The following is a 13,948-nucleotide window of genomic DNA, read 5'->3' as shown; positions in this document are numbered from 1 at the left end:
CAGGCGGATTCGTGGTCCAATCCCCCGGAAAGAGGGGAGCCTCGATGACCACCGGCGCACCAGCCCCGTATCCGTATGCCTACAACCCGCCACCTACGCAGCCACCCGCCGACCCGGGCGCGCTCTTCCGGCTGCTCGCCGGGATGCTCGGCGCCGTCGCCGCGGTGCTCGTGGTGGCCGGGTCGTTCCTGCCCCAGACGTCGTACGAGCAGGTGGTGGACGGCAAGACGGAAAGCAGCCAGACGATCAGCGCCTGGTCGCGCTCGTTTGCCGTCGAGCCGGGCGACGAGGCGAAGAAGTTCTACGAGCACACCCACGTCGCCCGCTACGGGATCCCGCTCGCCGCCGGCTCGGTCGTGCTGCTGGCCGGGGCCGGGCTGGCGTTCGCCGGCACGCGGCGCTCGGCGAAGGCCCGGGTGCGCACCGGCGCCCGGACGGCGCTGGTGGCCGGCGCGGCCGGCGTGACGGCGGCGGTGTGGATGCTCGGCATGGACGTCTCGGCGACCTTGAGCTACGAGTCCGACGAGGGGACGTTCAAGTCGCACTACGCGACCGGGACGGGGTTCTGGGTGCTGCTCGGCGGCGGGGTCGTCGCGCTGGTGACGCTGGTGTTCGCGGTGCTCGCCGGACGTCGGGCGCCGGCGGCCGCCCCGGCCGGGGCGCCGCCGGGTCCGTACGGCGGGCCGTACCAGCAGCCGTCGCGGCCGTACCCGGTTCCGCCACAGCAGTACCCGGCGTCGCAGCAGTATCCGCCGTCACAGCAATATCCGCCGTCGCAGCCGTTCCCGGCCCAGCCCGGGGCGCCGCAGTCGCAGCCGTTCCCCGCCCAGCCGTACGGCGGCCCGGCATCGCAGCCGTTCCCGACGCAGCAGCCCGCCGACCCGTACGGCGGCGCGACGCAGGCCCAGCCGCCTCCGGCGCCACAGGAACCGGCGTCACCGACCGAACCGAACTACCAGCTCCCGCCGTTGAACCCACCCAAGACATGAATCATTTTCACATCAGGCTGGACATCTGACGTACCGACGGTATGGTGTACTCGTCGGTAACCCCTGCGCGGCGTCGCGCGGACTCCGGACGCCGCGGAACGGAGACGTCATGACCAGCACGACCCCCGCGAACACGGTCGAAGCCACTCCCCTGCCGCCGACCGTCGGCGGCGTCGCCGGGGCGCCCGGCTCGGCGCGGGCGGCCCAACTCGTCGCCCGCGTGACGGGTGGCGCGGACTCGGCGCCGATCCGGATGCGCGCCCCCTTCACCGGACAGCCGATCGCGATCCTGCCCCAGGCCACCGACGCCGACGTCCGCGCGGTGTTCGCGAGCGCGCGCACGGCCCAGCGGGCCTGGGCGGACCGCTCCCCCGCCGAGCGCGCCCGCGTCCTCACCCGCCTGCACGACCTGGTCCTCGCCCGGCAACAGGAGGTGCTCGACCTGGTCCAGGTCGAGGCGGGCAAGGCGCGGCTCGACGCGTTCGACGAAGTCAGCGCCACCGCACTGGTCGCGGCCTACTACGGCAAGCACGCCGCGAAGGTCCTCGCGCCGCGGCGCGTCGCCGGCGTCATCCCCGGCCTCACCCGGGCCGGCGAGATCCGGCACCCCAAGGGCGTCGTCGGCATCATCTCGCCGTGGAACTACCCGCTGGCGCTCACCGCGATGGACGTCTTCCCGGCGCTGGCGGCCGGCAACGCCGTGGTGCAGAAGCCGGACAACCAGACCGCGCTCTCCGCGCTGTGGCTGCACGAACTCGCCGAGGAGGCCGGGCTCCCGGCCGGGACCTGGCAGATCGTGCTCGGCCGCGGCTCGAAGATCGGCACCGCGCTGGTCGAGGAGTCCGACTACCTCTGCTTCACCGGCTCCACGCCGACCGGCAAGGAACTGGCCGGGCAGGTGGCGAAGCGGCTGACGTCGTACTCCCTCGAACTCGGCGGCAAGAACCCGATGATCGTGCTGCCCGACGCCGACGTCGCGAAGGCCGCGACCGGCGCGGTGACGGCGTGCTTCTCCTCGGCCGGGCAGCTGTGCGTGTCGGTCGAGCGGATCTACGTCCACGAGGACATCCGCGACGAGTTCACCCGGGCGTTCGTGGCTCGCACCGCCGCCTTGAAGCTCGGCGGCGCCCTGGACTACCACGCCCAGATGGGCTCGCTGACGTCGGAGGAGCAGCTCGCCACGGTGTCGGCGCACGTGGAGGACGCCCGCGCGAAGGGCGCCTCGGTGCTCACCGGCGGCCGCGCCCGGCCCGACCTCGGCCCGCTCTTCTACGAGCCGACGGTGCTTTCCGGCGTCACCCCGGACATGGTGCCGTTCGCGGAAGAGACGTTCGGGCCGGTGGTGTCGATCTACGGCTACACCGACGTCACCGAGGCCATCGACCGCGCCAACGACACGCCGTTCGGGCTCAACGCCAGCGTCTGGTCCCGCAACGGCCGCGCGGGCTGGGAGGTCGCGGCGCGGCTGAAGGCCGGGACGGTCAACGTCAACGAGGGCTACGCGGCGACGTTCGGCAGCGTCGGCGTGCCGATGGGCGGGATGAAGGACTCCGGCGTCGGCCGCCGCAACGGCGCCGAGGGCCTGCTGAAGTACACGGAGTCCCAGTCGATCGCGCTGCAGCGCGGCCTGGCTCTGCGGCCACCGCGCGGAATCTCGGGCTCGCTGTGGGCGCGCGGCATGACGTTCGGCCTCAAGGCCCTCCGCCGCCTCCCCCGCTGACGGAACCCGTAACTCGCGTGATCCGGGCCGGATCTCGCGTGATTGAAGCCGTGACGGCCCCAATCACGCGAGTTACGGCTTCAATCACGCGAGTTACGGTTCCAATCACGCGTGTTCGGCCGTGGGGGTCGTGAGGAGGCCGCGGTCGTAGGCGATCGCTACCGCTTCCGCGCGGCGGCTCGCGCCGAGTTTCGCCATCACGCGGGAGAGGTGGACGCTGACCGTCTTCTCGCTGATGTACAGCTCCTCGCCGACCTGGCGGTTCGTGCGGCCGAGGGCGACGCGCTCGAGGACGTCGCGCTCACGGTCGGTCAGCGGGTCGACGACCGCACGAGCCGGGGCCGCCGGTTCCACGCCCGCCAGCTCGACCCGGGCGCGGTGCGCCAGGTCGCGGACAGCATCGCGCAGCGGGACCGCGCCGAGCCGGACCGCCACCGCGTGGGCCGCTTCGAGGGCCGAGCCCGCGTCGCCGTCCACGGCCAGCAAGGCTTCGGCTTGGTGCCAGCGGCAGATCGCCTGCTCGTACACGGCGCCGTAGCCGAACGCCTCCGCCGCGGCCGCCCACTTCCCGGCGTCGCCCCGGCCGGACAGGCAGGACGCCGCCGCTTCCAGGCGGAGCAGCCACGCCCGGCCTTCCGGCCCCAGCTCTCCCGATCGCGGCTGCCCGACGACCGAGCACATCCGGCCGTGCGCCAGCATCCGCTCGCCCGCCGCCACCGCGACGCCGGCCGCGGCCTGGTCGCCGCGGCCCCGGGCGTCGGCGGCCAGCGCGGCCGCGGCCGACACGCCGAGCGCGGCCATCCGGATGCCGGCGAGCAGGCCGGGTTCGATCCGCTCCAGCCAGCCGATGGCGTCCTCGGCCCGGCGCATCGCCTCGGCGTGGTCGCCGCGCCAATACGCCAGTTCGATCCCGGCGCCGCCAGCCGACAGCGGGATCTGCATGTCCGCGGTCCAGTGCTGCCGCAGCCCGGCGATCAGCTTCGCTGCCTCGTCGAACCGGCCACGGGCCACGACGAACTGCGCCCAGATGGCCTGGATCCGCGCGGCGACCGCACTGGACACCCCGCGCCCGGCCCGGCCGGCGCTCTCGTCCGGCCAGTCGCCCGCGACGTACCGCAGGACCAGCTGCCCCGCCCGCAGCTCGAGCCCGAAGGTGCTCCAGCTCAGCCCGGCTTCTTCCGCCCGCGCGACGCCGCGCGAAGAGTGCTCCAGCGCTTCGGTGAACTCGGCCTGGTCGTGGTAGCTCAACGCGAGGAAGTAGGTCGCGCGGATCTCGGTGTTGAGCGCCCCGGAGTCCCGTGCCTTCCGCTCGGCCTTGCGCAGCCACTCGCGCGCCTCGGCCGCGTCGCCGCGCGAATCGGCCAGCGTGCCCAGGGTGACCAGCGCCGACGCCTCCGCGCCCGCCGCGCCGACCGCCTGCGCGTCGGCGACCGCGGTGAGCGCGCTGTCCAGCGCCGCTTCGGGTTGGTCGAGCAGCCGGAGGAAGCCGGCCCGGCTGGCCAGCACCCACGCGCGCGGCGAGCTGGGTTCGGTGTCCTTGACCAGGTCCCAGGCCCGGTCGATGGCCGCGACCGCTTCGTCGAGGGTGCCTTCGAGGGCCAGCAGCGCTTCGGCCAGCCGCCGCCACACCTTCGCCGCACGGTCGTTCGGGATGTCCGGGGAGAGCGCCTGGGTGGCCGAGCGGGCGAACGCGGCCGCCCGCTCGGGTTCGCCGGACGTGCCGGCGAAGTACGACGCCTCGTGCAGCAGCCGCAGTTCGTCGAAACCTTCGGGCCGGTCCGCCGCCGGGACGGCGTCCCAGATGGACATGGCCTGCTCGACGTGCTGCAACGCCGACCCGGGCGCACCGAGCTTCTCGGCCTCGTCCATCGCGCGCAGCAGCGCCGGCAGCGCAGTGACCAGGTCGCTGCTCTGCATCGAGTGGTAGGCCAGCTTCGCGTCGTGGCCGCGGCCCTGCGGCCGCGCCTGGATCCGCGAGGCGTACGCGGCGTGCGTGCGCGACCGCTCCCCCGGCAGCAGGTCGCCGTACACCGCTTCCTGCAGCAACGCGTGCCGGAACGTGTACGAGCCGTCCGAAAGCACCACCAGGACGTGGTGCTGGACGGCTTCGCGCAGGGCCTCGTCGAGCTCCAGCTCCCCCAGCCCGGAGATCTCGGCCAGCGCGGCGTGCATCACCGGCTCGTTGGCGACGGAGATCACCCGGACCGCCCGGCGGGCGTCCGGCGAGAGCCGCTCGAGCCGGGACAGCAGCACCTCGGCCAGCCCGGCGGGCAGGTCGTTGCACTCGGTCTTGGTGGCGAGCAGTTCCTCGGCGAAGAACGGGTTGCCCTCGGAGCGGGCGACGATGTCCGCCACGACGTCCGCCGCGAGCGGCTCGTCGGCCAGCGCTTCGACGAACCTGCGGGCGTCGGCGGTGCCGAAGGGGAGCAGGTCGACGCGCTCGACGGTGGCCAGCCGGACCAGCTCCGAGAGCAGGGCGCGCAGCGGGTGGCGCCGGTGCACGTCCTCCTCCCGGTAGCTGCCCACGACCAGGAGCCGCTGCGCCCGCAGCCTGCTGAGCAGGAAGGACAGCAGGTTGCGGGTCGAGGCGTCGGCCCAGTGGAGGTCCTCCAGCAGGAGCACCACGGGCCGCGACTCGGCGATCTCGGTCAGCACCCCCAGTACCGCGTCGAACAACTGCAGCTGACCGAGATCCTGCTCCGGCCGGGGACGCACCATGGTTTCCCGGTCGTTCGAGGTCATCGGCGGGTGTTCGGCCGTCCGGGGCTCCTCGAAGCCCTGCCCCTGCGGCAGCAGCCGCCCGAGAGCGGGCCGCGCCCGCACCGCGGCGGCGACCGCCGGGTCCGTCGCGCTGCCCAGCGGGGCGAGCGCCTCGGCGAACGGAAGATAAGGAAGGCCGCCCTCGCGGACGTCGATGCAGCGGCCGGTGAGCACGAGCGCACCGCACCTTTCGACGTGCTCGCCGAGCGCGGTCAGCAGCCGGGTCTTGCCGACCCCGGCGTCCCCCGAAAGCAGCACCGCGCCGGCCTCGCCCCGTTCTGCCCGGGCGAAGGCGGCGCGGAGCCGTCGCATCTCGTGGGTACGGGCGACGAGCGGGATTCCGGAGCCGAGTCGGGGCACGAGGAGCATTCTCGCCTACCCCACCGACAGTTTCCGACTGCTTATCGCCATGACCACCATCACCCCGCCCTACCGGGCGGTTTCGCCGACACCGGCGGTTTCCCGCACGGCCTCGCGGCGCTCCTGCGCCGGGACGTCGACGCCGGTCCGTGAGGCCCGGATGTGCCGGGCCGCGCGGCGGGCGCGGCCGGCCCAGGCGCTGCGCCCGGCCTTGTGCAGTTCCTCGGCCCGGTAAGCCGCTTCGGCCCGGACCGCGTCGAGCAGCAGATCGCTGTGCATCGTGTTCCCCTGTCCCTGAATCTTCCGGTTTGGTGAGACTCAGGTTCGTCCTGAGGGAGTGCCTCAGGCATCGGGTGATCACGTGGCCCTGACCGCGAAAAGACCCCTTACTCCCGGCCGAGCCCAGCTCGGCGGGGGTAAGGGGTCTTCGAAACCGCCTCAGTCGGGTGCTGGGCCGCCGGTCCGCACCGCGGCCAGCAGCCCCCGCCAACCCGCTGCGGGCAGGCGGAACGCACCACCTTCGGGGTCCTTCGAGTCGCGCAGCGCGGCCCCGCCGTCGACGAACGCGACCTCCACGCAGTCGTTCCCGCCACCGCTGTGGCTGCTCTTGCGCCACCGCGCCCCGGACAGTCCGTCTTCCATGGTCCCCACCACTCCTTACTGTGTTCTCGGTTCCCGATGGTGCACTGGAGCCGGTACGGCCGCCTGCTCGGCGAACCGTCCGGCCGCCTCGGCGATCAGGCTCACCGAGTCGTCCGGTTTCAGTGCGGCCGCGCGCAGATGGTCGAACATCAACCCGTAGCGCCGGACGTCTGTGGGTTCCTCCAGGTAGAGGCCGCTGGACGTGCTGTCGTCGACGTAGACGACGTCCGGGTCGGCCTGCTCGGGGAAGCCCATGATCAGGAAGGGGCCCTCCATGCCGGGGTGCGCGCCGGCGCCGAACGGCACGACCTGGACGGTCACGTTCGGCTTCTCGGCGACCGTGATCATGCGGTAGAGCTGCTCGGCCATCACCTCGGGGCTGTCGACCACGCGGCGCAGCACGGCTTCGTCCATCACCGCCCAGTACTCCGGTGGCGGTGTGTCGGACAGGAGCTCCTGCCGGGCCATCCGGGCGGCGACGCGGCGGCGGATCTCGGCGTCCTCGGCGTCCGGCCGCAGGGCGCGGATCACCGCGCGGGCGTACCGCTCGGTCTGCAGCAGCCCGGGCACCAGCAGCGCCTGGAACGCGCGCAGCGAGCTGGCGTCGGCCTCGAGCCCGACGAACGTGCCGGTGAAGACCTCGTTGTAGGCGTGCCACCAGCCGCGCTTGCGGGCCTCCCTGGCCAGCTGGACGAGCGCCTCCTGCTCGTCGCCGGTGATCCCGTAGAGGGCCAGCATGTCCCGGGCGTCGCGCGGGGTGACCCCGACGTGGCCGGTCTCGATGCGGCTGATCTTCGAGGCGGAGCACTCGAGCTTCTCGCCCACCTCGTCGATGGTGAGGTCCGCGGCTTCGCGAAGCCGGCGCAGCTCTCCGGAAAGCCTCCGGCGGCGAACCGTGGGGCTCTGTCCCCTTGCCATCGCGTCACCTCCGGATGTCGACGGCGTCGTGGCCGTTCGCGTGCTTCCAGCATCCAACCAGCCGGGCGCGGAGCTGGTGGGGCATTAACGAGGCGTCGATTTCCGGCGCCGGCCTGCAATTTGCAAAATGCTCTTGTATCGTCACACCCGCCGGGCGCCACGACCGGCTTCTGAGCAGGGTAGACGATGATCGCGTGGTGTGCTGTCCGGTCATTCGACGACGAGGTCCGGGGCTGTCCCCCGATCGGTCCCGGGCCTCTTCACGGCCCGGATGCCCTATTCCGGTCAGGGATATTCTGCCTATTCATCGCCCGCGAGGGTGATTTTTCCGGCGGGCGCGCGATGCGGGTCAGAGGACGCGCAGGAGTCCTTCTTGGACGACCGTCGCGATGAGCGTGCCGTCCGCGGCGAAGAACCGGCCCGTGGCCAGGCCGCGGGCGCCGGACGCGGTCGGCGAGGCGCTGTCGTAGAGGAACCACTCGTCCGCGCGGAACGGCCGGTGGAACCACAGCGCGTGGTCGAGGCTCGCGCCGAGCACCTTGTCGGTGTCCCAGTAGACGCCGTGGCGCGCGAGCACCGAGTCCAGCAGGGTCATGTCCGAGGCGTAGGTCAACACGCAGACGTGCAGCAGCTGCTGGTCGGGGAGCTTCCCGTCGGCGCGCATCCACACCTGGTTGCGCGCGGGCCGCTCGCCGGTTTCGCGGGTGATCCACGGCGGCTCGTTGACGTACCGCAGGTCGATCGGCCGCGGCCGGCCGTGCGCGCCGATCGCGTAGCCGTCGGCGCGTTCCATGAGCGTGGGCAGCGTCTCCGGCGCCGGGACGCCCTCAGGCATCGCTTCGGCGTGCTCGATGCCCGGTTCGTCCGTCTGGAACGACGCCGAGAGCGAGAAGATCGCCTTGCCGTGCTGGATCGCGACGACCCGCCGGGTGGTGAACGAACGGCCGTCCCGGATCCGGTCGACCTCGTAGATGATCGGCACGCTGGGGTCGCCGCCGCGGATGAAGTACGCGTGCAGCGAGTGGACCCGGCGTTCCTCGGGGACCGTACGCCCGGCCGCGACCAGCGCCTGGCCGGCGACCTGGCCGCCGAACACCCGCACCGGCGAGTGGGCGGGCGAGACGCCGCGGAAGATGTTCTCTTCGATCTTCTCCAGGTCGAGCAGCGCGATCAGTCGGTCCAGCACGGGCTGGCCGCCACCCGGGATCTCCAGTTCGGTGGCGGCCGTCCTGGCCAATTCAGTCATGCCCGGACCTTATGCCCATACCAAGCGGTCGGTCTCTCAAGCGTGGTCGTCTTCACCGAGCCGGTGAACGCGGATCAGGTTGGTCGACCCGACGGTCCCCGGCGGCGAGCCGGCCACGATGACGACGAGATCGCCCTTCTGGTACTTGCCCATCTCGAGCATCGCGTGGTCGACCTGCTGGATCATCTGGTCGGTCGAGTCGACCTTCGGCACGATCCGGGTCGTGGTGCCCCAGGTCATCGAGAGCTGGCTGCGGACGTTCTCCTCGGGGGTGAACGCCAGCAGCGGCAGCCGGGTGTGCAGCCGGGCCAGGCGGCGCACGGTGTCACCGGACTGCGTGAAGGCGACCAGGGCCTTCGCGTTGAGCCGCTCGCCGATGTCGCGGGCGGCGTAGGAGATCACCCCGCGCTTGGTGCGCGGGACGTGCGACAGCGGCGGGACGACCGGCGAGTCGGTCTCGACCGCCTCGATGATCCGGCCCATCGTCTCGACGACCTCGATCGCGTACCGGCCGACCGAGGTCTCGCCGGACAGCATCAGCGCGTCGGCGCCGTCGAGCACCGCGTTGGCGACGTCGGAGGCCTCGGCGCGGGTCGGCCGGGAGTTGTTGATCATCGACTCGAGCATCTGCGTCGCGACGATGACCGGCTTCGCGTTCTCGCGGCAGATCTGGATGGCGCGCTTCTGGACCAGCGGGACCTGCTCCAGCGGCAGCTCGACGCCGAGGTCGCCGCGGGCGACCATGACCGCGTCGAAGGCCAGCACGATGGCCTCGAGGTTGTAGACGGCCTCGGGCTTCTCGATCTTGGCGACGACCGGCAGCCTGCCCTTGCCGACCCGGTCCATCACCTGGTGGACCAGGTCGATGTCGGCCGGCGAGCGCACGAACGACAGGGCGATGAAGTCGACGCCCAGCTCGAGCGCGAACTCGAGGTCTTCGATGTCCTTCTCGGACATCGCGGGCACCGAGACGTCCATGCCGGGCAGGGAAACGCCCTTGTTGTTGCTGACCGGGCCGCCCTCGGTCACCTCGCAGACCACGTCCTGGCCTTCGACCTTCTGCACGACCAGGCCGACCTTGCCGTCGTCGACGAGCAGCCGGTCGCCGGGCTTGGCGTCCTTCGCCAGGCCCTTGTACGTGGTCGAGACCCGGTCGTGGGTGCCGGCGACGTCCTCGACCGTGATGCGGACGATGTCGCCGTTGTGCCACTCGACCGGCCCGCCGGCGAAGGTGCCCAGGCGGATCTTCGGGCCCTGCAGGTCGGCGAGGATGCCGACCGCACGTCCACTCTCGGCGGCCGCGGCCCGGATCAGGTCGTAGACCTGCTTGTGGTCGCCGTGGCTCCCGTGGCTGAAGTTCATTCTCGCGACGTCCATTCCGGCGTCGACGAGAGCCCGCATCTTCTCCGGCGTGGCAGTGGCGGGGCCCAGGGTACAAACAATCTTCGCGCGTCGGCTCACGTTCGCACAGCGTAGTCCCTCTCCGCGCGTTCGTCTGTACCGATCCCGAATGTTCAAGAAAAGTGTTCAGAACCTCTTCGATCAGGTTCCCTCGGGGGGTCCGGGTGGCGGAGCCCCCGACCGGGGCGAAGCCCCGGATGTCGCCGTCACGCTAACGACGCGGCCGGTCACTCGGGCCGACGCGGTCGCGGGCCCACTCGTTGAACTCGCGCAGCTGCCGCCACGCCTTCCGCACCCGGTCGAGGGCGCCCCGCTCGTGCAGGACGTCGTCCGGCTCCCAGCCGCGCACCGCGTACACCGAGCGGTAGCGCAGCAGCTCGAGGCGCGGGTGGTCGTCGGCGAAGCCGCGCGGCTTCGACTTCAGCCGGTCGCCCTTGAGTTCCCAGCCGGCGCGCTCGAGCTTCGCGAGGATCTTGCCCAGCGCCTCGCCGTGCACCTCGGTGTCGACGGCCTGCCGGAACCGGGCGATCTGGTCGGACGCCAGGTGGAAGCAGCCGCCGCCGACGCGCAGGCCGTCCGGGCCGACCTCGACGTAGTAGGCGCCGCCGCCGCGGCCCTGCTCGATGACCGCGCCGCAGTGCGTCTTGTACGGCGTCTTGTCCTTGGCGAACCGGACGTCGCGGTAGGGGCGGAACACCTTGCCCTCGCCGAAGCCGTCGCCGAATTCGGGGAGCAGCTCGGCCAGCAGCGCCTCCATCGGCGCCCGGACGTCGCTCTTGTAGACGTCGAGGTGGTCGTCCCAGTAGGGCTTGGAGTTGTCCTCCACGAGGCCGTCGAAGAAGTCGACGGCGTACTCGCCGAATCCGCTGAACTTCACGGCAAGGACGATAATCCGGGGCACCGGCGGGGCACCGGCGGTGCCCCACTCGCCGTTCGCGGGCACATTCCTTGACAGGAATATGCCCAGCGGAGCACATTTCAAGGGTGATGCAGACCTTCGACGTCCTCGCCGAACCGCGCCGCCGCACCATCCTCGACCTGCTCCGGGACGGCGAACGCTCCGTCGGCGAGCTCGTCGACGAGCTGGAGCTCAGCCAGCCCGCGGTGTCCAAGCACCTCCGGGTGCTGCGCGAAGCGGGGCTGGTGACGGTGCGCGTCGCGGCCCAGCGGCGCTGCTACGCCCTGCGCCCGGAGCCCCTGGTCGAGATCGACGCCTGGCTCGCCCCCTACCGCCGGTTCTGGTCGGACCGCCTCGACGCGCTGGAACGCCGCCTGGACGCCACCGACCCGGCCTGAGGGGCCCGCCGCCGCGCTCCGGTCACCGCGGCGGCGCCGGCGCTTCGAAGGTGATGCCCGCGGCGGCCGCGCGGCGCTCGCCCCACTCGTACAGCGCCGTCAGCGCCGGGCGGAGCTCCTCCCCCGCCGCCGTCAGGTGGTACTCCACGTGCGGTACCCGGCCGTCGAACTCCTCGCGGCGGACGACGCCGTCCGCCGCCAGCTCGCGCAGCTGCTGGGTCAGCATCTTCTCGCTCACCCCCGGCATCCGGCGCCGCAGCTCGCCGTAGCGGTGGGCGCCCTCCTTGAGGTGGGCCAGGATCACCGGCTTCCACTTGCCGCCGATCAGGTCGACGGCCAGCTCGACCGCGCAGTGGTACCGCTTCATCCCGCTCTCCCTACGCACCGGAAAGTACGTGGTTGCCCCGGCGGGCCGCCGCTGGTTGCCTGAACCGGGTGATCGTCGAATACCTCCGGTACACGGTGCCAGAAACCGCGAGAGCGGACTTCGAGAAGGCCGCCGCCGGGCACGCGCTCGAGCGCGCCGCGGGCGACCCCGGCCGGTACCTGCTGAAAGCCCCGGCCCCCTTCGCCGGCGTCGAGGGCTTCACGCCCGACGGCGAACCCGAGCGCTACGAAACCACCACGCCCACGCTGTACGACTGGGCCGGCGGCCGCGACGCGCTGGTGAACCTGCTGACGATCTTCTACCGGCACGTCCTCGACGACCCGCTGCTCGAGCCCGTGTTCCGCGGCATGGACCCGCACCACGCCGAGCACGTCGCGGTCTGGCTCGGCGAGGTCTTCGGCGGGCCGGCCGACTATTCCGCGAGCCACGGCGGGCACGCCCACATGATCGGCCGCCACCTCGGCCGCGGCATCACCGAGCGGCAGCGGCGCCGGTGGGTGAGCCTGCTGCTCGACGCCGCCGACGAGGCCGGCCTGCCCGGCGACCCGGAGTTCCGGGCCGCCTTCGCCGGCTACGTCGAGTGGGGCAGCCGGCTGGCCGTCGTGTTCTCGGCGCCGGGCGCCCGGCCGAACCCGCACGAACCCGTCCCGCGCTGGGACTGGCCGATGCCTCCCTGGCAGCCGCCGGCGCCCTAGCCGCATAGTGAGGGCAGCCGAAAGGAGGCCGCCCTTGATCCGGGTCGACGGTCGAACCCTCAGGTGCGCGGACGTCGTGACCGCGGCCCGCACCGAGGGACCGCTGGATATCGACGTCTCGATCGCCGCGTCGCGCGCGGCCGAGCACGCGTGGAAGCTCGCCGAAGAACTGAGCACGCGACGGGTGGTCTACGGCCGGACGACGGGCGTCGGGGCCAACAAGGACGACCCCGTCGAGAGCTCGAAGGAGCACGGGCGGCGGCTCCTGCGCAGCCACGCCGGCGGCAGCGGCGACCCGATGCCGGCCGGCCAGGTGCGGGCGATGATGCTGATCCGGCTCAACCAGCTCCTGACCGGCCGGTCGGGGATCGGTCCCGAGCTGATCGGCGCGCTGGCCGACGCGGTCCGCACCGGCGCGGTGCCGCTGGTGCACCGCCTCGGCGCGATCGGCACCGGCGACCTCGCGCCGCTGGCCGAAACCGCGTTGGCGCTCACCGGCGAGCGGCCGTGGGAAACCGGCCACGTGCCGGCGGTGGAAGTGCGCGCGGGCGACGCGCTGGCCTTCATGAGCAGCAATGCCGCGACGCTCGCCGAAGCGACCCTCGCGGCGATGCGGCTCGACACGCTGACCCGGGCGAGCCACGCCGTCGCGGCGCTGACGTACGTCGCGCTCGAGGGCAACCCCGAGGCGTACGCGACTCCGGTGCACGAAGCGCGCCCGCACGCGGGCCAGGTCGCGTGCGCGGCCGAGATGCGGCGGCTGCTGGGCATGCACCAGACGCCGAAGCCGGGACGGCGGATCCAGGACCCGTTCGGGTTGCGCGCGTTCCCGCAGGTCCAGGGCCCGGCGCTGGACGCGATCCACTACCTGCGGGACGTGCTGGCCGTGGAGATCAACGCGAGCACGGAGAACCCGATGATCTCGACCGTGCACAACGACGCGTACCACCACGCGCACTTCCACACCGCGTACGTGTCGACGGCGCTGGACCAGGCACGGGCGACCGTGCACCAGGTGGCGGAGCTGTCGGTGGCGCGGCTGGGCGACCTCGTGGAGCCGGAGTTCACCGGGCTGCGGCCGTTCCTCGCGGCGGGCCCGGCGGGCAGCTCCGGGGTGATGATCCTGGAGTACGTCGCGCACGACGCGCTGACGGAGCTGCGGCAGGCCGCGCTCCCGGCGACGCTCGGCACGGCGGTGGTGTCACGCGGCATCGAAGACCACGCGAGCTTCTCGACGCAGGCGGCCCGCGCGGCGACGGCGGCGTGCGCGGCCTACCAGCAGGTGCTGGGGTGCGAGCTGGTGGCGGCGGTCCGCGCGCTGCGGATGCGGAAGGCGGACCTGGTGGACCTCCCGGTCCGCGACGCCTTCGAAGCGGCGTCGGCGGTGCTGGACGAAAGCGTCGACGACCGTCCCCTCACCGGCGACATCGCCGCCGCGGTCGGCGTCCTGGACCGGCTGGCCCGCATCTGACCCGTGAACCCGAATCGCCCGGTTCGCCAATCAAAGGAGCAGATGGCCTCACGACGGGCAGG

General features: G+C 72.4%; 13 protein-coding genes. 5 read left to right on the top strand and 8 right to left on the bottom strand.

Annotated features, from left to right (window positions below; genetic code table 11):
• Window positions 1–44: 44 nt before the first annotated feature.
• Together AB0M82_RS28075 and AB0M82_RS28070 are read left to right on the top strand one after the other, a co-directional pair.
• A complete protein-coding gene (locus AB0M82_RS28075) occupies window positions 45–989 on the top strand; it encodes a hypothetical protein (protein WP_364727802.1) in 945 nt (314 codons plus the stop codon).
• 109 nt (window positions 990–1,098) lie between these two features.
• The gene (locus AB0M82_RS28070) at window positions 1,099–2,709 is read left to right on the top strand and encodes a succinic semialdehyde dehydrogenase (protein ID WP_364727800.1); all 1,611 of its coding nucleotides are present in this window, start codon (window positions 1,099–1,101) and stop codon (window positions 2,707–2,709) included.
• 105 nt (window positions 2,710–2,814) lie between these two features.
• Here the strand turns inward: AB0M82_RS28070 and AB0M82_RS28065 are convergent, their stop codons facing one another.
• The 7 genes from AB0M82_RS28065 to AB0M82_RS28035 form a co-directional block, all read right to left on the bottom strand.
• Window positions 2,815–5,838, bottom strand: coding sequence for an AAA family ATPase (locus AB0M82_RS28065; protein WP_364727797.1), 3,024 nt, complete (start codon window positions 5,836–5,838; stop codon window positions 2,815–2,817).
• A 60-nt stretch (window positions 5,839–5,898) separates the two neighbouring features.
• A complete protein-coding gene (locus AB0M82_RS28060) occupies window positions 5,899–6,108 on the bottom strand; it encodes a hypothetical protein (protein ID WP_364727795.1) in 210 nt (69 codons plus the stop codon).
• A 159-nt stretch (window positions 6,109–6,267) separates the two neighbouring features.
• Window positions 6,268–6,471 carry a DUF397 domain-containing protein gene (locus AB0M82_RS28055; RefSeq protein WP_364727792.1) on the bottom strand — a complete coding sequence of 68 codons (204 nt, stop codon included), beginning with the start codon at window positions 6,469–6,471 and terminating at the stop codon, window positions 6,268–6,270.
• 15 nt (window positions 6,472–6,486) lie between these two features.
• A complete protein-coding gene (locus AB0M82_RS28050; protein ID WP_364727789.1) occupies window positions 6,487–7,389 on the bottom strand; it encodes a helix-turn-helix transcriptional regulator in 903 nt (300 codons plus the stop codon).
• 349 nt (window positions 7,390–7,738) lie between these two features.
• Window positions 7,739–8,635, bottom strand: a complete 897-nt coding sequence (locus tag AB0M82_RS28045) for an acyl-CoA thioesterase II (protein WP_364727787.1) — start codon at window positions 8,633–8,635, stop codon at window positions 7,739–7,741.
• Between the two features lie 36 nt (window positions 8,636–8,671).
• Complete coding sequence (gene pyk, locus AB0M82_RS28040; RefSeq protein WP_364727784.1) at window positions 8,672–10,096, bottom strand: pyruvate kinase; 1,425 nt, start codon at window positions 10,094–10,096, stop codon at window positions 8,672–8,674.
• 151 nt (window positions 10,097–10,247) lie between these two features.
• On the bottom strand, window positions 10,248–10,913 hold the full coding sequence (locus AB0M82_RS28035) for a DUF2461 domain-containing protein (protein WP_364727781.1): 666 nt from the start codon (window positions 10,911–10,913) through the stop codon (window positions 10,248–10,250).
• A 110-nt stretch (window positions 10,914–11,023) separates the two neighbouring features.
• Between AB0M82_RS28035 and AB0M82_RS28030 the strand changes: the two genes are divergently transcribed.
• Window positions 11,024–11,332, top strand: coding sequence for a metalloregulator ArsR/SmtB family transcription factor (locus AB0M82_RS28030; protein WP_364727891.1), 309 nt, complete (start codon window positions 11,024–11,026; stop codon window positions 11,330–11,332).
• Between the two features lie 22 nt (window positions 11,333–11,354).
• Here the strand turns inward: AB0M82_RS28030 and AB0M82_RS28025 are convergent, their stop codons facing one another.
• Window positions 11,355–11,699, bottom strand: coding sequence for a helix-turn-helix domain-containing protein (locus AB0M82_RS28025; protein ID WP_364727779.1), 345 nt, complete (start codon window positions 11,697–11,699; stop codon window positions 11,355–11,357).
• 68 nt (window positions 11,700–11,767) lie between these two features.
• Between AB0M82_RS28025 and AB0M82_RS28020 the strand changes: the two genes are divergently transcribed.
• Window positions 11,768–12,415 carry a group II truncated hemoglobin gene (locus tag AB0M82_RS28020; protein WP_364727777.1) on the top strand — a complete coding sequence of 216 codons (648 nt, stop codon included), beginning with the start codon at window positions 11,768–11,770 and terminating at the stop codon, window positions 12,413–12,415.
• Between the two features lie 34 nt (window positions 12,416–12,449).
• Window positions 12,450–13,886, top strand: a complete 1,437-nt coding sequence (locus tag AB0M82_RS28015; RefSeq protein ID WP_364727774.1) for an aromatic amino acid ammonia-lyase — start codon at window positions 12,450–12,452, stop codon at window positions 13,884–13,886.
• The last annotated feature ends 62 nt before the right edge of the window (window positions 13,887–13,948 follow it).

The sequence above is a fragment of the Amycolatopsis sp. NPDC051128 genome, from assembly GCF_040682715.1.
In the GTDB taxonomy this organism is placed as follows: Bacteria; Actinomycetota; Actinomycetes; order Mycobacteriales; family Pseudonocardiaceae; genus Amycolatopsis.
Note: the sequence above shows the minus strand (reverse complement) of the source record. Positions and strands in the feature narration are given on the sequence as shown.

Bases quoted from the DNA above. Each gene is read 5' to 3' on its own strand.
- AB0M82_RS28075 (WP_364727802.1), top strand. From the start codon at position 45: ATGACCACCGGCGCACCAGCCCCGTATCCGTATGCCTACAACCCGCCA.
- AB0M82_RS28070 (WP_364727800.1), top strand. From the start codon at position 1,099: ATGACCAGCACGACCCCCGCGAACACGGTCGAAGCCACTCCCCTGCCG.
- AB0M82_RS28065 (WP_364727797.1), bottom strand. From the start codon at position 5,838: ATGCTCCTCGTGCCCCGACTCGGCTCCGGAATCCCGCTCGTCGCCCGT.
- AB0M82_RS28060 (WP_364727795.1), bottom strand. From the start codon at position 6,108: ATGCACAGCGATCTGCTGCTCGACGCGGTCCGGGCCGAAGCGGCTTAC.
- AB0M82_RS28055 (WP_364727792.1), bottom strand. From the start codon at position 6,471: ATGGAAGACGGACTGTCCGGGGCGCGGTGGCGCAAGAGCAGCCACAGC.
- AB0M82_RS28050 (WP_364727789.1), bottom strand. From the start codon at position 7,389: ATGGCAAGGGGACAGAGCCCCACGGTTCGCCGCCGGAGGCTTTCCGGA.
- AB0M82_RS28045 (WP_364727787.1), bottom strand. From the start codon at position 8,635: ATGACTGAATTGGCCAGGACGGCCGCCACCGAACTGGAGATCCCGGGT.
- AB0M82_RS28030 (WP_364727891.1), top strand. From the start codon at position 11,024: ATGCAGACCTTCGACGTCCTCGCCGAACCGCGCCGCCGCACCATCCTC.
- AB0M82_RS28025 (WP_364727779.1), bottom strand. From the start codon at position 11,699: ATGAAGCGGTACCACTGCGCGGTCGAGCTGGCCGTCGACCTGATCGGC.